Origin of the sequence: Brevundimonas diminuta, assembly GCF_039673845.1 — a bacterium.
GTDB classification, from domain to species: domain Bacteria; phylum Pseudomonadota; class Alphaproteobacteria; order Caulobacterales; family Caulobacteraceae; genus Brevundimonas; species Brevundimonas diminuta_E.
In genome coordinates, this window is sequence record NZ_JBDJMK010000004.1 from 64,924 (window position 1) to 84,838 (window position 19,915).

18 protein-coding genes and 1 pseudogene are annotated in these 19,915 nt (G+C 64.8%); 5 read left to right on the plus strand and 14 right to left on the minus strand.

Annotated elements, in window-relative coordinates; all coding sequences use genetic code 11:
- Positions 1–36 precede the first annotated feature (36 nt).
- The 5 genes from ABE454_RS05280 to ABE454_RS05300 are packed head-to-tail and all read right to left on the minus strand — an operon-like array spanning position 37 to position 5,463.
- Positions 37–594, minus strand: coding sequence for a lipocalin family protein (locus tag ABE454_RS05280; protein WP_346529759.1), 558 nt, complete (start codon positions 592–594; stop codon positions 37–39).
- Positions 595–609: 15 nt separating this feature from the next.
- Complete coding sequence (locus ABE454_RS05285) at positions 610–1,845, minus strand: cyclopropane-fatty-acyl-phospholipid synthase family protein (protein ID WP_346529761.1); 1,236 nt, start codon at positions 1,843–1,845, stop codon at positions 610–612.
- 30 nt (positions 1,846–1,875) lie between these two features.
- Positions 1,876–3,339, minus strand: a complete 1,464-nt coding sequence (locus ABE454_RS05290; protein WP_346529763.1) for a cryptochrome/photolyase family protein — start codon at positions 3,337–3,339, stop codon at positions 1,876–1,878.
- A complete protein-coding gene (locus ABE454_RS05295) occupies positions 3,329–4,132 on the minus strand; it encodes a DUF1365 domain-containing protein (protein ID WP_346529765.1) in 804 nt (267 codons plus the stop codon). Before ABE454_RS05295 ends, ABE454_RS05290 begins: the two co-directional genes overlap by 11 nt.
- Complete coding sequence (locus ABE454_RS05300) at positions 4,129–5,463, minus strand: NAD(P)/FAD-dependent oxidoreductase (RefSeq protein ID WP_346529767.1); 1,335 nt, start codon at positions 5,461–5,463, stop codon at positions 4,129–4,131. The genes ABE454_RS05295 and ABE454_RS05300 overlap by 4 nt, the downstream gene beginning before the upstream one ends.
- A gap of 164 nt (positions 5,464–5,627) precedes the next feature.
- On the opposite strand from ABE454_RS05300, the gene ABE454_RS05305 reads away from it, so the two are divergent.
- Genes ABE454_RS05305 through ABE454_RS05315 form a run of 3 tightly spaced genes read left to right on the plus strand, consistent with a single transcriptional unit; the run spans position 5,628 to position 7,641 of the window.
- Positions 5,628–6,200 carry a sigma-70 family RNA polymerase sigma factor gene (locus ABE454_RS05305; RefSeq protein ID WP_303699413.1) on the plus strand — a complete coding sequence of 191 codons (573 nt, stop codon included), beginning with the start codon at positions 5,628–5,630 and terminating at the stop codon, positions 6,198–6,200.
- Complete coding sequence (locus tag ABE454_RS05310; RefSeq protein WP_346510654.1) at positions 6,197–6,838, plus strand: ChrR family anti-sigma-E factor; 642 nt, start codon at positions 6,197–6,199, stop codon at positions 6,836–6,838. Before ABE454_RS05305 ends, ABE454_RS05310 begins: the two co-directional genes overlap by 4 nt.
- Positions 6,835–7,641, plus strand: coding sequence for a DUF1295 domain-containing protein (locus ABE454_RS05315; protein WP_346510656.1), 807 nt, complete (start codon positions 6,835–6,837; stop codon positions 7,639–7,641). The genes ABE454_RS05310 and ABE454_RS05315 overlap by 4 nt, the downstream gene beginning before the upstream one ends.
- Here ABE454_RS05315 and ABE454_RS05320 read toward each other — a convergent pair.
- Positions 7,638–8,045, minus strand: coding sequence for a DUF2177 family protein (locus ABE454_RS05320; protein WP_346510658.1), 408 nt, complete (start codon positions 8,043–8,045; stop codon positions 7,638–7,640). The two genes, ABE454_RS05315 and ABE454_RS05320, sit on opposite strands and share 4 nt — an antisense overlap.
- Positions 8,046–9,257: 1,212 nt before the next feature.
- Between ABE454_RS05320 and ABE454_RS05335 the strand changes: the two genes are divergently transcribed.
- Positions 9,258–10,442: a DUF6880 family protein gene (locus ABE454_RS05335; RefSeq protein ID WP_346510660.1), complete on the plus strand. Its 1,185-nt coding sequence runs from the start codon at positions 9,258–9,260 to the stop codon at positions 10,440–10,442.
- A 202-nt stretch (positions 10,443–10,644) separates the two neighbouring features.
- Here ABE454_RS05335 and ABE454_RS05340 read toward each other — a convergent pair.
- The 8 genes and pseudogenes from ABE454_RS05340 to ABE454_RS05375 all read right to left on the minus strand — a co-directional run.
- A pseudogene (locus ABE454_RS05340) lies at positions 10,645–11,049 on the minus strand (alpha-ketoglutarate-dependent dioxygenase AlkB); the annotation flags it as partial.
- Complete coding sequence (locus ABE454_RS05345; RefSeq protein ID WP_346529768.1) at positions 11,019–11,645, minus strand: DNA polymerase thumb domain-containing protein; 627 nt, start codon at positions 11,643–11,645, stop codon at positions 11,019–11,021. The pseudogene ABE454_RS05340 and the gene ABE454_RS05345, both read right to left, overlap by 31 nt.
- A gap of 257 nt (positions 11,646–11,902) precedes the next feature.
- On the minus strand, positions 11,903–12,217 hold the full coding sequence (locus ABE454_RS05350; RefSeq protein WP_346510667.1) for a DUF1493 family protein: 315 nt from the start codon (positions 12,215–12,217) through the stop codon (positions 11,903–11,905).
- Between the two features lie 16 nt (positions 12,218–12,233).
- The gene (locus ABE454_RS05355) at positions 12,234–13,232 is read right to left on the minus strand and encodes an RHS repeat-associated core domain-containing protein (protein ID WP_346529771.1); all 999 of its coding nucleotides are present in this window, start codon (positions 13,230–13,232) and stop codon (positions 12,234–12,236) included.
- A gap of 486 nt (positions 13,233–13,718) precedes the next feature.
- Positions 13,719–14,000: a hypothetical protein gene (locus ABE454_RS05360; RefSeq protein ID WP_346529773.1), complete on the minus strand. Its 282-nt coding sequence runs from the start codon at positions 13,998–14,000 to the stop codon at positions 13,719–13,721.
- Positions 14,001–14,002: 2 nt separating this feature from the next.
- Positions 14,003–17,812 carry an RHS repeat domain-containing protein gene (locus ABE454_RS05365; protein ID WP_346529775.1) on the minus strand — a complete coding sequence of 1,270 codons (3,810 nt, stop codon included), beginning with the start codon at positions 17,810–17,812 and terminating at the stop codon, positions 14,003–14,005.
- Between the two features lie 36 nt (positions 17,813–17,848).
- Positions 17,849–18,217 (minus strand): hypothetical protein, encoded by a 369-nt coding sequence (locus tag ABE454_RS05370; protein ID WP_346529777.1) that lies wholly within the window; start codon positions 18,215–18,217, stop codon positions 17,849–17,851.
- 9 nt (positions 18,218–18,226) lie between these two features.
- Entirely contained in the window at positions 18,227–18,949 is a 723-nt protein-coding gene (locus ABE454_RS05375; protein ID WP_346529779.1) for a hypothetical protein, read from the minus strand.
- A 68-nt stretch (positions 18,950–19,017) separates the two neighbouring features.
- Between ABE454_RS05375 and ABE454_RS05380 the strand changes: the two genes are divergently transcribed.
- Positions 19,018–19,551, plus strand: a complete 534-nt coding sequence (locus tag ABE454_RS05380) for an aminotransferase class I/II-fold pyridoxal phosphate-dependent enzyme (RefSeq protein WP_346529782.1) — start codon at positions 19,018–19,020, stop codon at positions 19,549–19,551.
- Positions 19,552–19,915 lie beyond the last annotated feature (364 nt).

Sequence of the window (19,915 nt, forward strand, 5' to 3'; positions counted from 1 at the left end):
TTACGCAGCAGAAGGGTCGTCGGATCGCACGCGCCCCTAGTGTCTAGTTTGTCTGATCAGAGAAAGGTCATATCCCAGCGCCTTGGTGCGCTCCATGATGGCAACGCGCGCCTGATCGTCCGGCTGAGGATCGCGGCTCAGCAGCCAGAGATACCGGCCCGAGGGCTCTCCAACGATGGACCAGGAGTAGTCATCAGCCCGGTCTAACACCCAATAATCACCGAGGTAGAAGGCACCGAAAAAAGAAACCTTCAACTTGGCGTTGTCGGAGCCCGGCACGACCTTTGCCTTGCCTTGCGAAGTCTTCAAAGGACCATCCACCGCGTTCTGGCGGCAAGTGTTCAGCACATTGACCAGACCGTCATCCCGCAAGGCGTACTCAGCCATTACGCCTTCGCAGCCTAGTTCGAAACCGTTCTCATAGCGCCCGATCTCGTACCAAAGCCCCGCGTAGCGCGTCAGGTCCACGGCCTTGGCGGGCTGGGGAACGTTCGGATTGCCGACAGGGCCGCGCTGCAGCGTGGCGCAGGCGGAGAGAGGCACTGCAAAGTTCGCCGCGACCAGAAAGATAAGAAAATGGCGTTTCAGGCTCATCGTCAGCTCCACAAATCATGGGTGATCAAAGGGGCGATCCAGGCCAATCTGGATGACGTCCGTTCGCCCCGAACGAAAACCGGCCTCGCAATAAGCGAGATAGAAGCGCCAAAGACGGTGAAAACGTTCGTCGAACGTCTGGCTGCGCTTGCGGATTTCCGTCCAGGCGGTGTCGAAGCGACGTGTCCATTCGGCGAGCGTGTCGGCGTAATCGAGGCCGAAACGTTCGACGGTCCTCTGCCTTAGGCCTGCCTTTTCGACCAGTGAGGCCATCCGCTCTTCCGACGGCAGAGAGCCGCCAGGGAAGACATATTTCTGAATGAAGTCCGTGCGGGCGTCGTATTCATCGAACAGGCTGTCCTGGATGGTGATGATCTGCAAGCCCGCGCGGCCGCCGGGCTTGAGCACGTCGTGCACCTTCTGAAAATAGATCGGCCAGTATTCGCGGCCCACAGCTTCGAACATCTCGATCGACGCGACGCGGTCGAAACGCCCCTGAACGTCGCGATAATCGAGTAGGCGAATGTCCGCGCGTTCGGCCAACCCCGCCTCGAACATGCGACGACGGGCGTAGTCATGCTGTTCGCGCGAGATGGTCACGCCGGTGACGACGGCTCCGACCTCTCGCGCGGCGAACTCGGCGAGGCCGCCCCAGCCGCAGCCGATCTCCAGCACGCTATGGCCGGCCTTAAGATCCATCAGCCGCGCCAGGGCGGCGTACTTGGCGCGCTGGGCCTCCTGCAGCGGCTGGCCCGGTCGCTCGAACCGCGCCGAGGAGTAGGTCATCGAAGGGTCCAGCCAGGCGGCGTAGAAGGCGTTTCCGAGGTCGTAATGGGCGTGGATGTTGCGCCGCGATCCGCGACGGCTGTTGCGGTTCAGCCGATGCCCCAGCCAGTTGATCGCGTTCATCAGCGGGTTGCCGTCGAACAGTCGCCGGATGTGATCGTAGTTGTTGACCAGGGTCTCCAGCAGGACCGCAAGATCCGGCGTGTCCCACTCCCCCGCCATATAGCCCTCGGCGAAGCCGATATCGCCGCCCCTCAGCACCCTGGCGGCGAAGCGCGGATCGCGGATGACCAGAACGGCCGCGTGCCCCGGCGACGGCCCGGCCAGTTGTCGGGTCGTTCCGTCCGGCAGCACCAGCGTCAGACGCCCCCAGGTCCAGTTTGAGGACAATAGGCGCAGCAGCAGATCGAGGACGGGCGATGCGCCCCGCTTCTCGCCGTGAGCGCCGCATAAGGTCGTGGTCATGGCGTCATAAGGCCTTTGCGCGCAAAAAGGTCATACCGGCTCCTCGTCCAACGGCCTCGCGGCGATCTGTTTCAGGGCGTCCAGGGCCCGCGCCCGCGCCGCCGCGTGATCCACGATCGGCCGCGGATAGGTGCGGCCCAGCCTGATCCCGGCCTCGGCCAGGACGGCGGCGGGCGCGGTCCAGGGGGCGTGCAGCCAGCGATCCGGCAGCGTCCGCAGCTCCGGAACCCAGCGACGGACATACAGCCCGGCGGGGTCGAACTTCTCGCCCTGTGCGACCGGATTGAAGATGCGGAAATAGGGCGCAGCATCGGCGCCGGAGCCCGCGACCCACTGCCAATTCTGCACATTGCTGGCCAGGTCGGCGTCCACCAGAGTGTCCCAGAACCAGCGCTCGCCCTCGCGCCAGTCGATCAGCAGATGCTTCACCAGGAAGGAGGCGGCCACCATCCGTACGCGGTTGTGCATCCAGCCGGTCGCCCACAGCTCGCGCATCCCCGCATCGACCAGCGGATAGCCGGTGCGCCCTGTCTTCCAGGCCGCCAGCCCCTCGGGGTCGGCTCGCCAGGGCATGGCGTCGAACTCGGGCCTGAAGGCGCGCTCGGTCATGTAGGGAAACTGATGCAGCAGATGGGCCGAGAATTCGCGCCATCCGATCTCGGCGACGAACTTGTCCGCCTGGGCGGGGGCGACACGGCCCTGGCTGGCGGCGGCGCGGACCGCCTGCACCACGCGGCGCGGGCTGATCTCGCCCCAGTGCAGGTGCGGCGATAGGCGCGAGGTGGCGCGGCGACCCGGCACATCCCGGCCGACGGCGTAGTCCGCCAGGCCGCCCTCGATGAAGGCGGACAGGGCCTCAGCAGCGCCCGCCTCGCCCGGCGTCCAGTCGAAGCCTTGCGACCAGTCGGGCGTCGAGGGATGCAGATTCCAGGCGTCGATGTCCTCGCTGGCGAGGCCTTGGGGCGTGACCAGGGTTTCGGGCGCGGGCGTCGCCGGCCCTTCGGGCATGGCCTGAAGCAGGGCTTTCAGGAAGGGAGTGAACACCCGGTAGGGCTTTCCGGCGCCAGTCAGCACCGCGCCCGGCCGGGCCAGCAGGCTGCCGTTGAAGCCGTGGCACGCGACGCCCTCGGCCATCATGGCGTGAGCGATGTCGGCGTCGCGGATGAAGGCTTGGGTCTCGAACCGGCGGTTCATGAAGACCTGGTCGGCGCCCGTCTGGTCGATCAGGCGGCGCAGTTCGGCCTCGCTGTCGCCGCGCCTCAGGACGAGCCGTCCTCCGCGCTGGCGCAGCGCGACGTCCAGGGCTCGCAACGACTTGTCCAGCCACCACAGGGAGGCGGCGCCGGGACGACACCCCTCCCCGCTCTCGTCCAGAATATAGACGGGCAGGATCGGCCGCCCGGTGGCGATGGCGGCCGCCAGGGCCGGATTGTCCGCCAGCCGCAGGTCACGCCGAAACCAAAGGATGACGGGGCGCGGGGCGTCAGCGGCCAAGACGGCTCTCCCGCGCGCTACGCTGGATTGTGACCGGATCCCAGGCGCGCGGCGGCTGGCGGGTCAAGGGAACACGCTTGAGCCAGAGCTTCAGCGCCTCCCAGTGGATGGCCGCCATGACCTTGAGTGTCACGAACGGCAGAGCGATGACCGCGGACAATATGCTCGCGTCGCTCAGATCGCGGCGCTCGCCCGTCATGGCGGCTGTGATCAGCAGGCCCTCGGCGTCCAGCCCGTCGATGGTCATGTCCAGACGATCGCCCGGCGTGTGGCCGCGAAACTCATAGTCCATCTCCATCCCCATGAAGGGCGAGACATAGAGGGCCTTGGCCGCACCCTGCCGGATCAATCCCGCCGCCTGATCCTCGACCGGGACGGGAATGACATAGACGTGGCGCACGCCGAAGGTGCTGGTCACCTCATAGACAACCGCCGCCAGCCGGCCGTCGGCCCGATGGCAGTAATAGAGGCTGATGGGGTTGAAGACATAGCCCAGCACGCGCGGCATGGTCAGCAGCCGGATCGCCCCGTCCTCAAGGTCGACCCCTGCCCGGTCGAGAAAAGCCTCGATCTGCGGCCGCAGGACCGCGCCCGATCCGTCGCCGTGGTCCCGATCATGAAAGGACAGCAGATTGAAGCGATTGCGCGAGAACAAGCGCAGTCGCCGATCCAGGCCGTCGATCTCGGCAAGGTCGAGCAGCAGCCAGAAGACGCGGTAATTCAGGCGGTGATCGCGCGGCCGCAACCGCCTGTGCGTGACGCCTCCGCGATACAGGGCCGAGGCCAAGGTCACGCCGCCGCCTCCAGCACGGTGGCCACGGGCGGCAGATGGATGCGCCCGCTCTCGTTCAGGACCGTCCACGGCCGCCGCACCCCGCCCAACTGTTCAGCCACGGCGAGGCCTGACTGCAGGCCGTCCTCATGAAAGCCCGCGCCGAAATAAGCGCCGCAGAACCAGACGCCGTCCTGCCCCTGCAGGCTCCACAACTGCTTCTGGGCCTGAATGGCGGCGGGGTTGAAGATGGGGTGCTCGTACAGTTCGCTGCGCAACAGGGTGTCCGGACGCGGCGGACGCGGCGGATTCAGGGTGACGAACAGGTCCTGGCCTCCAAGCCCCTGGAGCCGGTTCATCCAGTAGGTGACGCACAGGCCGTCGTCGGCCCCGATGTAGTTCCAACTGGCCCAGGCGCGGCGGCGACGCGGCATCAGGCTCTGGTCCGTATGCAGCACGGTCAGGTTGCGGCTGTAGCGGAAAGCCCCCAGCACCTCTCGTTCGCGCGACGTCGGCTCGGCCAGCATGGCCAGCGCCTGGTCCGCATGAGCGCCGATGACCACATGGTCGAACCGTTCGACGCCGCCCTGACTGTCGTGGACCACGACGCCCTCGCCGGCGCGGCGCACCGCCGTCACGCCGCGATCCAGCCGAATGTCAGGGATCGTCCCCGCCAGTTGCTCGACATAGACGCGGCTGCCGCCCTCGACCGTGCGCCACAGCGGCCGCCCGACCAGCTTCAGCAGGCCGTGGTTGCCGCAGAAACGAATGAAGGCCTCGGCCGGATAGTCCAGCAAGGTGTGCGCGGGCGAGGACCAGATGGCCGCCGCCATCGGCAGCAGGTGATCATCGCGAAACGCCTCGCTGAAGCCCTGACGCTTCAGATAGTCGCCCAGCGTCAATTCAGGGTCGGTCAAACCGGACAGATCCCCCGGCGCCTGTCGATAGAACCGCAGGATCTCGCTCAGCATGGACCAGAAGCGCGGTCGCAGCAGGTTGCGCCGTTGGGCGAACAGGCCCGGCGCAGCGTATTCGAACCGCCCCTGGTCCAGGGACACGGCGAAGGACATGTCGGTCGCCCGCGTCGCAATCCCGAGATGCTCGAACAGGGCGATAAGATTGGGATAGGTGGCGTCGTTGAAGCAGATGAAGCCCGTATCGACCGGAACCTCGCCCTGCGACGTTCCGGCCATCACCGTATTGGAATGGCCGCCCAACCGTTCAGCCTTTTCATACAGCGTGACCCTGTGCGTCCGGGACAGCAGCCAGGCGCAAGACAGGGCGGCCACGCCCGACCCCACGACAGCAACCTTCAGGGGCGCTTTGGACGGGGCGGCGAAGGATGACGACATGGGAGCTCCGGCGAAACCCGCGATCGAATGCGATGCTGGTCCGGCTGATACGACCGGAGCGGCCGAACGGATGACGATTGATCCAGACTTTTGCGCGAAGCGTATTAGGCTCCATGCATGTCGAGGCTCCGTCTTTCGCCCCCCCTGAACAGCGCGTCGGCGTAATGAGCGGCGAGGCTGAAGATGCGCTTGCGCATGATCGGCTGATCGAGGCGGTGGCCCTGCGCCGCGACCGCGAAGCCTTCGCCCGCCTGTTCGAACATTTCGCCCCGCGCCTGAAGGCTTGGCTGATGAAGTCGGGCGCCACGGCCGCCGCAGCCGAGGACTTCGCTCAGGACGCCATGCTGACCGTCTGGCGCAAGGCCGAACTGTTCGACTCCCGCAAGGCGCGGGCCGCGACCTGGATCTTCACCATCGCCCGCAACCGCCGCCTGGACATGCTGCGGCGCGACGCCCGCGCCCTGCCCACGCCCGAGATCGAACCGACCGCGGACGAGGCGATGCGGCCCGACGCCATCCTGGCCATGGCGGACGACGCCCGGCGCGTGCGCGAAGCCTTGTCCCGGCTGACGCCCGATCAGGTCGAAGTGCTGCGCCAGGCCTTCTTCATGGACAGCCCCCATTCCGAAATCGCCCGGCGGCTCGACCTGCCGCTGGGCACGGTCAAATCCCGCATCCGCAACGCCATGATCAAGCTGCGCACGATCCTAGAACCGTCAGAGGAGGCGTCGCGATGACCGTCGCCGCCCGCAATCCTTCCGAAGAACGCCTGCTCGCCTACGCAGCCGGGACGCTGAGTCCGCCCGAGGCCGTGGTCGTGGCCGCTCACCTGGCGCTGCGGCCCGCCAACGACGCCTGGGTCCACCGCTTGCAAGCCGTCGGCGGCGCGTTTCTGGAAACCACCCGTCCCGCCGACCTGTCGGACGGCGCCCTGGCCCGAGCCATGGCGCGGATCGAGACCGACTCCGGCGAGGCGCGTGTTCCGCCGTCGCTGAACGACATGACCGAACTGCCCGAGCCGTTGCGCCGCTACGCCCTGGGCCCCTGGCGCTGGATCGGGCCGGGCATGCGGGTGCGTGACGTGCACGCCCCGCGTGACGGCGACTGCCGGGTCATCCTGCTGAAGATCGATCCCGGCAGGGAGACGCCTCGCCACACCCACGGCGGCGTCGAACTGACCTGCGTCCTGTCCGGCGCCTACGCCACCGAGACCGAGCAGTTCGAGGTCGGCGATCTGGAAGAGGCCGACGAGGACGTGCTGCACCGGCCGCGCGTCGTCTCCGACGAGCCGTGCCTGTGCGTCGTCGCGCTGGACGGCCAGATTCAGCTCGACGGCTGGCTGGGCCGGCTGATGCAGCCTTTCGTGCGGCTGTGATCGGCTCTCTCCTGGCGCTGTGGGCCGGGGCGGCGCTGTTCCTCGTCCTCGTAATGACCGCCGCCTGGCTGATGCAGCGTCGCACGGGACAGGGCGGCTGGGCCGACGCCTTCTGGTCGCTGGGCCTGGGCGCCGCGGGCGTCTTCGTCTCCCTGTTCCCGCTCGATGACGGCGCGCCGTCCGCTCGCCAGATGCTGGCGGCCTGCCTGATCGGCGTCTGGGGGTTGCGTCTGGGGCTGCACATCGCCGCGCGCGCCCGCTCATCAGAAGAAGACCCGCGCTACGCCCGCCTTCGACAGGAGTGGGCGCCGCATTTCCAGCCGCGGATGTTCGGCTTCCTGATGCTGCAGGCGGGCGCCGCCGCCTTCCTGGCGCTCAGCATCCTCGTCGCCGCCCGCAATCCGGCGCCGGGCCTGACGGTCCAGGACGCCCTTGCGGCCCTGGTGCTCGGGGTCGCCTTGATCGGCGAAGGACTGGCCGACCGTCAGCTCAAACGCTTCAAGGCCGACCCCGCCAACCGCAGCAAGGTCTGCGACACCGGCCTCTGGTCCTGGTCACGCCATCCCAACTACTTTTTCGAATGGCTGGGCTGGTGCGCCTGGCCGATCTTCGCCATCGACCTGAGCGGCGGCTGGCCCTGGGGCTGGCTGGCGCTGAGCGGACCGGCCTACATCTACTGGCTGCTCACCCGCGTATCGGGCGTGCCCCTGCTGGAGGCCCATATGCGTCGCTCACGGCCCCAGGCCTTCGCCGCCTACGCCGCCCGCACCAGCGTCTTTTTCCCTCGTCCGCCGCGCGACTAGAGAAGACGCAACGCCTTGGCGGCCAGGGCGCAGGCGATCGCGGACGAACCGCCGCTGACGATCACGCCCCACGTCATGTCGATCAGGGAGAGCTTCAGGCTCCAGGTCTTCAGCGTGGCCAGATTGGTCAGGTCATAGGTCCCGTAGGCGAACAGGCCGAACAACCCGCCCCACAACAACGCCTTTTTCCACCCGCCCTCGGCCAGCCCCGGCAAGACGGCGAAGATCGTCAGCCCGGCCGCGTACAGAGCGTAGAAGGCGATTGCGGGCGCCAGCCTGAAATTATCAGCCAGCATAGAGCCGATGAAAGGTCGATAGAGCCGATCCCCCATGCTCCCCAACCAGGCCGTGTCGATCACGGCGAAGATCACTAGGGTCAGAAGATAGGCGATTGCTATGTTCATGGCGCAATTCCTTTAGCTCCGCGAGATACGTTCGTAAGGGTTGAACGGATCGTTTGCGCCTTAGGCGATGGGGTTCGGCGGGCTGTTTGCCTCGGCCGCATCATGCTCCTCGGCTCAGTCTCTGCTCAGGCGCACTCCACGCCAGTCTCCCTTCCCGCGGGCCATGCGGCCGCCCTACCGGCGGGCTTAACCACGAAAATCAAGCCGACTTGTCCTGATGGGCTCGCCAAGCACATCGCCGGTTATCTTCAAGACTTGGACACGGCCGAGCGCCACGAGGGCGAGGCCGCTGAGGCGCGGTCTGCCGTCTGGTTGAGAAGGTCGATCGACTCCCAGAGGGCGATGCTGAAGGTCATGGAGGCTAAGGTCGCGTCGGCTCCTGACGGTCAGGTCTCTCGCTGCGGCCCCAACAAGGTCACGCGCTCCATTCACGAAGGCGCCCGGGACTTTGCCCGCGACATTGCCAAGACGGTCCCGCATGTAGAGGCAAACGATTCAAGTTGGTGAGAGATCAGGAGCCTCCCCTCGTTCCTCATAGAAGAATCGTACCATCTCCAACAAAGCCCCTACTTCACGATTTGGCAGAAAGCAGATAGTTCGACAGGCTTTCGCGAAGTGGAGCCACTCGGAGATAGAGAATTGAAATTACAATATAATTTGAAGACGAGACCGGCGCGTTCTGTTTTAGCTTGACCGTTTAGAACGGCATTTAGAACGGTACTTTTGGACAAACCGTTTCAAGTGCCCGTTCGCTTCCCCTGGTCTTGAGGCGAAGCCCGACCACGTCGTTACGGTGATGAAGTAGCGGGGCTCCCCCCGTCGCTTCCCAGGCCTAATCGATCTCCTTTGAGGGAAGCGTCATGAGACAGTTCCGGTGAGGCGATTTCTGCGCACCCCTGAGGCGGGTCGGCATCTCGGGCTATCCGGCGGTACGCTCAAAAAGCATCGCACCTACGGCACAGACCCGGTCCATCGGAAGCTTGGAGGCATGGTGGTGTACGATATGGAAGACTCGCCGAGCGGGCCGATCGCGGCCTCCATCGATCGACCGGCGAATCCCAACTCGGCCCTCACCCCGCTGCGCCGCATGCGCAAGGCGCGCCTCTTGCCCGACACTTAGCGACTGCTGGATAGCAGGGTGGTGACGAAATCGCCCTCGGCGCCCGTGCTATAGGCGCCCCTCGGACGACCCCGCTCCTCCCAAAGGACCTCATGGCGCGACAACCGAGGATTTCGACCAGGCTTTCCGAAGCCAACCTCGTCCATCTCGGCGCGCCCCGCCTGGCGGGCCTGCTCATCGAGGCCGGCGCCGGGAACGCCAATCTCAAGCGCCGTCTTCGTCTGGAACTGGCGGCCGAGGCCGGCCCCGACCTCCTCGCCCTTGAGATCGACAAGCGCATCACCGCCGTCTCCGTCGCCCGAACACGTGTGTCCTGGCGCAAGCGCGGCGAACTGATCGACGACCTGAACACGCACCGCGACATGATCTTGGAGCGCCTGGCGCCCGAGGTCCCCGGCGAGGCGCTCGCCGACCTCATTCGCTGGTTCGACCTCTATCCTGGCTTGGCCGCCCGCGTGAAGGACACCAAGGGGGAACTGCCCGCCGCCTTCGAGGCCGCCTCTCAAGATCTCTTCACCCTCGCCGAAACCGCAGGAGACGAGGCGTTGCGCGACCTGATCGACGCTCTGCGCCGACGTCCGCAGGATTACGCGCGCTGGATCTCCGCCGCCAGCGAGGCCCTCGGCCCGCTCACGGCGCGCCGACTTCTGAACGGCCTGGACGTATCGACCTGCAAAACTCCGGCCGGCCGCAACCTGCTGCGTCGCCTCGCGGATCGGGCCGGCGATCTCGATCTATGGCTGTCCCTCGTCACGCCTGAACAGGCCGCCGCCGACATCGCCCGCCGGCTCATGGAGGTCGGCCGCAATGCAGAAGACCGCGCCGCCCTGGAAGCCGCCCTTAGCCCCTCCCCGCTTAACCTTCGCTGGACCTATGGGCGCGACCCGACTGACGGCGCGCCGCGACTGACCCCGGCCTGGGAGGCCGCATCCATCGAGGTGATGGACCCCGGGGGCCATCGCCAGGAAGCCCAGGACCTTCGCTGGCGCCTGTTCGAGCGCGACATGTCGGCGCCCGTCCTTCGCGACTACCTCTCGCGCCTGGCGGACTTCGACGATGTCGAAGCGCTCGTCCAGGCCTTCGTTCACGCCTCGACCCACCTGGACTTTGAAGCGGCCATGCGCCTGCTGATGGACTGGCCCGCCCATCGCGAGGCGGCCGCCCTCGTCCTGGCGCGCCCTCGCGAAGCCCGGCAGGTGCTGCGCCCCGCATCGGCGGACTGGGCCTCGCGTCTGGCCCAGCGCTACCCTGAAGCCGCCGAAATCCTGACGGGTTAGCCCCGCCTGTCAGGCCAGGGTCCTGAAGGTGACGGAGTAGCGCAGCGCCGTCATCGGCGAGATGGAATGCTCCCAGTCGCTCCGCGCTTCGCCGGAAAGGCGATAGACGCAGCCCGGCCCCAGCGCCGCGACGCCACTTCGACCCCGCCTTGCGACGAAGGCGCATGACGCAGGGCGCAAGGAAGGAGACGCCCAGAATCTTCCCATAGACGGGACGGTCGCGGTGCCAGCCGATCCCGGCGCCGGGCGCATATTTATTGACGAGGGCCTGCACGAACGCCCCCTCATCAAGACTGAGCAGTCCAGCCAAGCGATCCAGAAGCGCTTTAAGGAAATCCGGCCAAGGTTCGGCCGTCTCCAGTCGACGTCGCTCACGGTCGTAGCAGCGTCCGAAAGCTGCGATCCGTCTGAAGCCCTGATAGCCCATATGCTCATAGGGCCTGAAGCTCAGCTTCTGCAGGTGAGCGACCACCGCCGCCTGTTCGGCCGCCGTGAGGACGTCTGGCCAATAGTCGAAACCTGCAGGCGCGGCCGGCCGCGGGACGTGGCCGAACAGATCGGTCTGGAGGATGGCCGTCACAGCGCCAGTTCGCCCGCCGGCGTCCATGACGGGATTCCAGGCGAAGCCTTCTCCAGATTGGACAGGGTCACGCCGAGAAGCCGCACGCCCCTGGTTGGCGGATAGAGGGAGCGCACCAGCAGGCGGGCGATCTCACGCAACCGCACCTTCGAGGCGACCGGCTCTTTGAAGGACCGACTGCGGGTCGACTGTTGGAAGTTCGCCCATTTGACCTTCACCGTCACGGTCCGGCCGAGCGCCGCCACCTTTTCGCACCAGGCCCAGACCTCGTCGGCCATCCGATCCACGCCCGCCTCGATCGCCGCGGGATCGACCAGGTCGCTGGCGAAGGTGGTCTCCGAGCCGCTGGACCTGCGCTCTCGGTCCGGATTGACGGGGCGCGGATCCTCCCCGCGCGCCACGCCGTAGTACCAGGCACCGGATTTGCCGAAATGATGCTGAAGGAAGGCCAGGGACTGACGCTTGAGGTCCGCGCCGGTCTCGATACCCAGGCGGTTCATCTTCTCAGCCGTCACCGGCCCGACGCCGTGGAAACGCTTCACCGGCAGGACCTCGACAAAGGCTTCTCCTCGCCCGGGCGGGACCACGAACTGGCCGTTCGGCTTGCGTCGTTCCGAGGCCAACTTGGCCAGAAACTTATTGTAGGGGCGGCGATCTCCTTGGCTTCAAGATCGGCTAGGATAAAGTCGGCGTCGTATCCCTTGTCGTCGAGCGGGACGCAGGGCTCGTGACGCTTCCTAGCCGTTCTTGGCTCCATCCACTCCGGTCTGCAGACCAACATGAGGTATCAATCACTTCAAAGGGCGCAGACCAAGCGCAGGGTCCGTCCACAAATGACAGCACCATTCTTGGAGTAGTTTCAGGGGGCACATCTAACTCCTTACATTCCGCCGAGTCGCCGCAATCGCGACGCACCGGACCAGTCGGTCCAATGGTCGTAGTGTGAAAGCGAGCTCAGATCCTCAACGGTCAGTGGTTCATAGGTCTGCTTCCGTCTACCGCCGAGTTCATGCGGACACAGGCATGACAAATCGATGCCTGAGGTATCGACCTGATAGGTGCTAGAAAACCAATCCATCAAATCGACGAAATCACTGCCGGCAATCCCTAGATCATGATAAATACGGGTGGTAGGCGTGATCGATTCCGCTGGCTCTCCTGTCCACTTAGCGAGCTTGGCGTGGATCTCGCGCAACCTTGCATTCATCGCCCTATCTCCCAACTAGTTGATTGCATTGTTGTGCGATGCCTACCACTCGCCCCACGCCTTCTGTGGTGAGGCCGAGGCTGAGATATCCCGCACCACGACTTCCGATACGTCCCAACGAAGCTCCATAGTTCCTCGGTCGAGTGCCGGGCCGAGAAACAGCAGCGGCCGCCCCACGCAATGCCGATGGAGCCCGCAAACTCATCCCGGGAAGAGAGCGTACGGACTCAGATATCATCGTCGTCTTGATCCCGCTTGGCCCTCCTCCACCAAACCCAGCTCTGGGCTTGTCGATAATGGGAGAGCCCGCTAGCGCCAGTCCTGCTGCCGCAAGGAAGTTTCCTAGGATTGTGCCGTCGCCTCCTGTGCCGGCGGCAAAGCATTGGAAATACTCTGTTGACGGGAGAATTCCCCGCCGTTCTCTTTGGGTATGCCCGAGTGAAGCTGTAACGACGATCTCCCCAAGATCAGCTACATCGGCCAAAAAGCGTTCGATCGACTCCCTATCGAACAAGCATACTGCATACCATGGACAGCGTTCGCCATAAGCAGGCACGTCGTCAACGTCAGTTGGCTCGTCCTCGAACAGACCAAGGGGATCGATCGAGTTGATTGGATCATTCCCCACATACGCGTAGAGGTTCATTCCCGCCGCGTATCCGATCAGATCGGCCTGCAGGAACCGCCCCAGCCCCGGATGATAGGCGCGCGCCTTGTAGTGATAGGCCCCGAAGCTCGGCAGCCACATCTGGCCGGTATACTGGAACCGCCCGACGTTGCCCGAACCGGGATTGCCGTACTCATCGTAGGTGTTGATGGCGGTGCTGAGGCCCGTCGAGCCATTGACGGTGTCGACCAGGCTACCCCGCTCGTCCGACAGCCAGAACTGCGCCGGCGTGGAGCCGGCGGAGGTGTAGCTGGCCAGGATCTCATCCACGCCCGGCCCCCGGATGAACCGGGTGTTGATCGTTGAACCCGACGTGGCGAAGCCGGCGGCCTCCACCCCGTCGTAGAGGTAGCGCGCGCCGGACGTACCGACGTAGTTGTCCAGCCGGCCCAGAGCATCATAGCTGATCGTCGCCGTGCCGTTGCCGGTCAGGCGGTTGGCCGCATCGAAGGCGTAGGCGCGCGTTCCGTCGTGGGTCAGGTTGCCGTTGGCGTCGTAGGTCAGCGACGTCGCTCCCGCCGCCGTGACCTGATTCAGGCCGTTCAGCGTATAGGCGGTCGAGCCGACCGACGGCGTCCACAGATAGGCGTCGTTGCTGGTGGTCTTGGACGTGATCTGGCCGGCGGGATTGTAGGCATAGGTGTAGGTGACGTCCGCCGCCGTGCCGCCGACGTCGTGGCTGAGGCTGGTCAGGCGGCCGGCGCCGTCATAGCCGTAGGTGGAGCCGACGCCGTTGCTGCGGCTGATCCCCGTGCGACGGCCCAGGTTGTCGCAGGCGAAGCCGACGATCAGGCTGCATAGACGGCGGTCGTCAATCGGGTTCTAATGGCTGCTTTTTGATACGAAAACTAGAGCAACTATAGAAAAAACAAAAATTGCCACACCAAATAGGAAGGTCAACAGGTTAAAATTTGCCAAAAATGTAATTCCGCCAAATACTATAGCCATAACAAATCCAACGCCGGCAGTTATAGTTAATAAATTGAGAATGATTTTTTCAGAATCTGAAAACTCCCTACGTGAAGCATGGTCGCCAATTCTTCTTTTACTAATTAGAAAAAGAGTCAGAATCGCAACTATTGTCGATGCAGCTAGCGCGTACATATCTACTTAAAGCACGATTTAGGATTGGATAACGGCGATGTATTTGTCATTACAGTAACAACAAGCGGCCCCAGCCATTCATTATAAAGCGCAGTTGGTGCAACCAAAGAAAGGACTGCGTTGTCTCCAGCTTCGTTATCCCCCGCGAAATATGACATTCCTGCGGCCGTTACCGTGCCAAGCATCCCAGTCAAATGAGTCATTTTTGCTGCGCCACTGCGTGATATCAAGATCGCTCTCGCATAAAGTCTCTCATCGGTAGTAATGCGGCCTGCAACTGCATTTGAAAAAGCGCCAGCCTGAACACTGGTACTAGCTAGCCCAGCGCCAGTGGCGGCTGCGTTTAGAAGACGTCCGTAGGAAGCGATGGTGCATTGCGTCGTGTCTGGGCGATCATCATACCCTAACTCTTGAAGTACTTCGTAACCCTGCGCACGGAAATGACTCCCAATTGTAGGACGGTTCAAATCCCAATAATTTATTCGCCCCCAGAACCAATCGTTACCACCGATGCAACTCCAACCTCTTGTGCAGGGCGACACCGGCGGCCCCACTGCTGTGCAATCCGGAGTATCAGTGGCAGTATCACATGGAGTCTCTACGCCCCAGAGCCCCAGCGAGTCTACAAGATTCACCGGATCGCCGCCCACATACGCATAGAGGTTCGCCCCGTCCGTGTACCCGATGGGATCGGTTTGCAGGAACCGCCCCAGCCCCGGATGATAGGCGCGCGCCTTATAGTGATAGGCCCCGAAGCTCGGCAGCCACATCTGGCCGGTATACTGGAACCGCCCGACGTTGCCCGAACCGGGATTGCCGTACTCATCGTAGGTGTTGATGGCGGTGCTCACCCCCGTCGAGCCATTGACGGTGTCGACCAGGCTACCCCGCTCGTCCGACAGCCAGAACTGCGCCGGCGTGGAGCCGGCGGAGGTGTAGCTGGCCAGGATCTCATCCACGCCCGGCCCCCGGATGAACCGGGTGTTGATCGTTGAACCCGACGTGGCGAAGCCGGCGGCCTCCACCCCGTCGTAGAGGTAGCGCGCGCCGGACGTACCGACGTAGTTGTCCAGCCGGCCCAGAGCATCATAGCTGATCGTCGCCGTGCCGTTGCCGGTCAGGCGGTTGGCCGCATCGAAGGCGTAGGCGCGCGTTCCGTCGTGGGTCAGGTTGCCGTTGGCGTCGTAGGTCAGCGACGTCGCTCCCGCCGCCGTGACCTGATTCAGGCCGTTCAGCGTATAGGCGGTCGAGCCGACCGACGGCGTCCACAGATAGGCGTCGTTGCTGGTGGTCTTGGACGTGATCTGGCCGGCGGGATTGTAGGCATAGGTGTAGGTGACGTCCGCCGCCGTGCCGCCGACGTCGTGGCTGAGGCTGGTCAGGCGGCCGGCGCCGTCATAGCCGTAGGTAGAGTTTACCCCGTTGCTGCGGCTGATCCCCGTGCGGCGGCCCAGGTTGTCATAGGCGAAGCCGACGATCTGGGTCGCGCCGCCGTGCAGCACGGCGGTCATCTCATCGGCCAGGTTCCAGCTGTTGGTGACGAAGAAGGCGTCGGGCCAGGTCTGGCGCGTGCGGCGGCCCGCCAGGTCGTACTGGTAGCTCATCGTCCCCAGCGGCCCCGTCTCCGAGGTCAGCCGGCCCAGCGTGTCCCAAGCCTGGCTGTTGATCACGCCGTTGTTCGCGCTCAGCATCCGGCCCAGGTTGTCGTAAGTGTAACTGGTGTCGGCCAGGCCGGTCGGGGCGTTCAGCAGCGTGCGACGATTCAGGGCGTCGTAGGTGAAGTTGAAGTCGTAGGTGATCGGACTGGTGACGGCTTGGGCACGCGTCTTCAGCGAGACGACGTTGCCGTTGTCGTCATAGGCGTACTGCACGAAGTCCGTGGTCGAGGAGCCGCCCCCGGTCTTGTTCGGATAGCGCAGCCGGCTCAGCCGGTCGAAGTTGTCATACTCCAGCGTCGAGACGTTGCCCTTGCCGTCGGTCAGCGTGAGCGGCAGGCCATTGGCGCTGTAGGTCGCGCTCTCGGTGATCGTCGTCCCCGAGCCATAGCCAGAGATCGTCGAGGTCAGTTGGCCGGCGACATCATAGCCGTATTTCATGATCCGGTCGGGGCCGTAGCCGGCAGTCGTGGACGAGGTGCAGGCCGAGGCCGGCGGGCTGGCGAAGGCGGACGGGTTCATGCGGGTCGCGACGCAGTCCGTCCGCCCCTGCGCGTCATAGCCGATTTGGGCTAGGCTGAAGGTCGTCCCGGCCGCCTGGAGCCGCTGGTGGGTCGGTCGGCCATAGACGTCATGGGCGATCGCGACCTGTTGCAGGCTGGCGAAGGCGGCCCAGTTCGGATCGGTCAGGCCCGTCACCGTGCCCTGTTCCACCAGGGTGGCGGCGCCGTCGGCGTTGTAGGTGACGCGCTGGGCCCGGCGCAGCAGGGCGCCGCCGCCGTCCGGGTCGGGACCGATCACCCCGACCGGCTGGCGAGCGTCGTCGTAGCGATAGGTGGTGGTGTCCGCCGTCCCGCTGAGCGGCCCGTCGACCGAGGCCACGTCGCCGCGATCCGTATAGGTTAAGGTGATGGCGGCCGTCAGCGCGCCATTTCCGGAGCCCGACGACAGGACCGTCGGGTGCAGATTGTTGGCCTCGCCCGAGGTTCCATAGGCGATCGTGGTCTTAACTTCATTCGCCGTTCCCGCGCAGCTGGAGCCGGTCGTGCAGGCGCTGGCGGCGACGGGCAGCGTGATCGGCGCCTCGGCCGTAAAGCCGCCCGAGCCGTTGCTGATCCAGGCCTGCCTGGCTTCATAGGTGATGCGGGTCTCGGGCCGGGCCGCGCCGGTCGTGGGGGCCGGAGACCGGATCGAGGTCACCCCCCCGTGCGTCGCGTCATAGGTATAGTTCGTGACCGCGCCGTTGGCGTCCGTGGTGGTCTCGGGCTGGTTGCACAGGACCGGGTTGGCGCAGGACGACGGATAGGTAGCCGAAGTGACGATCGGCGACGGCGCCGGCCCGGGCAAGAGGGTGGGGTTGTAAGTCGTCTGGGTGACGTTGCCGCGGCCGTCGTAGACATAGCTGACCGAATTGCCGCGCGGTAGGGCGATCCGGGTCACTCGGCTGTTGGAATCATATTCGTAGCTGGTGGTGCGATCCAGTTGATCCTCGAACGAGGCCAGCAGCCCCGTGGCGGTGGTCGTGCGCGCCACGGACGTGCCTCCATCGGGATCGGTGATGGTCACCGTCCGCACGCCCCCGGCCTCGGCATAGGCGTAGTTCCAAGTCTGGCCCGCGACCTGGGCGGAAGTGACGCGCAGGGTCGCCGTGTCCAAACTGTAACGCACCGCATCGACGGTCGGATTCTCCGGAAGGCGAAGGACCTGAGTATAGACCGTCCCATCGGACCCATAATAGGTCGCCCGTCCGCTCTGGTCGGTCGTGGTCGCCCCTGAGAAGTTCGCGCTGGGCCAGGGCGTGGTGCTGGGACATGGGGTGACCAGGCTCACGCAAGCCGTGCGGTTCAGGGCGGTGGCCTTCGTCATCCGCTGCCAGGCCCCGAGGCTTAAGTAAGTCGGCGGAATCAGGCCGTCGAGCTCATAGGTGAAGATCAGCGCATAGCCATAGTTGTTGCGCACTGACTTGAGGCGGATCGCCCAATAGTCGGGTTGTCCCGGATCGTCGATGTTCTGGGCGATCTGGTAGAAGAAGGAGAGTGTTTCCCCATTCGGTCGCCGAAGCTGGGAAATCCGGCCCTGGTTGGCCAAGGTCTGGGGCGGCGGGATCGATCGGTCCGAGAGATCCTGGTTAAAGGTCGCCACCGTGCCGTCGGGCATGGTGTAGGTGTAGGTCGTTCCGCTGTGGGTCAGGGTCTAGCCGACGTTTCGGGTCGGCGTGAAGGTCGAGCCGGACTTGGTGAAGACGTCGGTCACACCCCCGATGCTCAGCGAATAGATGGAATTGCTGGGGCCGCTGGCCGTCAGGGTGCCCGTGACGTTGTCGCGCCAGTCACCGTTGAAATAGGTGCGAGTATAGGCCAGACCCGACCCGCTGGGATCGCCGATCGACGCCAGGGTCGCCTGGCGGACGAACTTGCCCGAGGTCACGTCCACACCGCGTGCATCAACCGAGTAGAACTGCGGCGGGGGCGCCTGAAGCGGTGACTGGGCCTGTGCGGCCATCGCCAGACCTAGGGCGAGGGCGATGCTGGAGGTTCCGAGAGCCAGCGCCTTGCGATTCATGGTATCCCTTCAATGCCCACCGGTACCCGACGCCCAAACCGGCGTCGAGCCGTCGTAGATGACGAGGTTGCCGTCGTTCTGCATCGACAGCCGCGCGCCTGGATGACCCGAGGTGCCGGTGGCCCAGATGGCGTTGTTGGACGGCCCGTAGATCACTAGATTGCCGTCGCTCTGCATCGACAGCAGCGTGGACTGGCCGGTCGCCGTCATAGAGCCCCACAGCACCCCGGTCGGCCCGTAGATCACCGCATTGCCGTCGCCCTGGAGGACGAAGGTGAAGCGGTTGTCAGCGGATCGCAGGAACTGGCTCGGCAGCAGCCCGTCACCCGACTGCAACGTGTGCTGGGCCGCCTTGGCGGCGATCAGCTGGCGCGCGTCGCTGGCCCGGTTGTCGGCGGCGTCCAGGCTGTAGCGCGTGCGATAGCCGCCGTTTGATGGAGCGCGGGTCACGGCGGTCAGCCGGCCGTGCACGTCGTAGAAGTAGGACTGGGTCTCCTGGGCCCCAACCGCCCATCCGGAAAGGCCGAAACCAAAGATGCAGACCACCCCGCCGAGAACGCCACGCTTCATGACCGCCTCCCCTGACAGGTAAGCAATGCGCACCCAAGAAGCGAATATGGTCAAGCTAACAAGGATCACATGCGCGTGAAGATTGTGGTGGACGCCGAATGGATGGTGCTGTTCCGCGATCAGACGACAGCGCTGATCGCTTCGTCCGCAGGTGAACGTCAAGAAATCATGGCATTTCCGCCCTCTTGTCCAAAGCTCTCCAGTTGGCGTGACCGGAGACCTCCAACGCGGTGGCGTTGTGCATCATTCGGATCGGCAGCTTTTCCAAGACTCTTTCTGCATCGGTGCGCTGCGGCTATATCGCAGCCCGCCCTGAATGGATCGAAGGGCTCCTGGATCTACAGGTGGCGACAAGTTTCGGCGGGCCAAGTCCGATGGCGGCCGAGCTGATCGCCGATGTCCTGGCAGGCGGCACCTACCGCAAACACATGTCTGAGCTGCGGCAACGCCTCGCTCGCGCCCGCGACAAGACGGCGGAGCGATTGTCGAAGCTGGACATCGCGCCCTGGATCATGCCGCGCGGCGGCTTCTATCTATGCCGCCGCTTGCCAGAGGGACTGGATTCCGCCGACATCGCCAGGCGGTGCATGGATCAGGGCGTGATCCTTGCTCCCGGCAACGTGTTCAGCGTCTCGCAATCTGCAGCCCCCTTCCTACGGTTCAACGTCGCGCAGTCGGACAATCAGCGAGTCGAGGACGCGCTTCGCTGCGCCCTGAGGGGAACTGATGGCAGCGAGCGGGCTGCCCCCGGCGGCCACAGCTAGGCTTCCTAGCCGCGCAATGTTCGTGAAATGCCGCTTAAGCGCAAAAGCCTCTATCAGGCCTCATCCCGACGCCCGATCAAGAACGTCACCGGCCTGTCCATTTCCAGCCGCCACCGCTTGGCGGCGGCCTGAGAGTGGAGACGCTCCAGCACCACGGCGTGCCAGATTCGATCACATCCTGTCGGCGGGTCTGATCCCCGTCGCATATTGCAGGCGAAGTGCTTCAGCAGACCGTTGATAAGCCCGTGCCCGCCGCCAGGGCACTTGAGCACTATGTGGTCGTAGGTGGGATAATCGGGTCGATCCCTCGGCAGGCCACGCTTCAGTCCCATGGGCTTGCCGCATCCCGCACAACGACCGCCCT

Bases quoted from the DNA above. Each gene is read 5' to 3' on its own strand.
- ABE454_RS05280 (WP_346529759.1), bottom strand. From the start codon at position 594: ATGAGCCTGAAACGCCATTTTCTTATCTTTCTGGTCGCGGCGAACTTT.
- ABE454_RS05285 (WP_346529761.1), bottom strand. From the start codon at position 1,845: ATGACCACGACCTTATGCGGCGCTCACGGCGAGAAGCGGGGCGCATCG.
- ABE454_RS05300 (WP_346529767.1), bottom strand. From the start codon at position 5,463: ATGTCGTCATCCTTCGCCGCCCCGTCCAAAGCGCCCCTGAAGGTTGCT.
- ABE454_RS05305 (WP_303699413.1), top strand. From the start codon at position 5,628: ATGAGCGGCGAGGCTGAAGATGCGCTTGCGCATGATCGGCTGATCGAG.
- ABE454_RS05310 (WP_346510654.1), top strand. From the start codon at position 6,197: ATGACCGTCGCCGCCCGCAATCCTTCCGAAGAACGCCTGCTCGCCTAC.
- ABE454_RS05320 (WP_346510658.1), bottom strand. From the start codon at position 8,045: ATGAACATAGCAATCGCCTATCTTCTGACCCTAGTGATCTTCGCCGTG.
- ABE454_RS05335 (WP_346510660.1), top strand. From the start codon at position 9,258: ATGGCGCGACAACCGAGGATTTCGACCAGGCTTTCCGAAGCCAACCTC.
- ABE454_RS05360 (WP_346529773.1), bottom strand. From the start codon at position 14,000: ATGTACGCGCTAGCTGCATCGACAATAGTTGCGATTCTGACTCTTTTT.
- ABE454_RS05365 (WP_346529775.1), bottom strand. From the start codon at position 17,812: ATGCCCGACGGCACGGTGGCGACCTTTAACCAGGATCTCTCGGACCGA.
- ABE454_RS05370 (WP_346529777.1), bottom strand. From the start codon at position 18,217: ATGAATCGCAAGGCGCTGGCTCTCGGAACCTCCAGCATCGCCCTCGCC.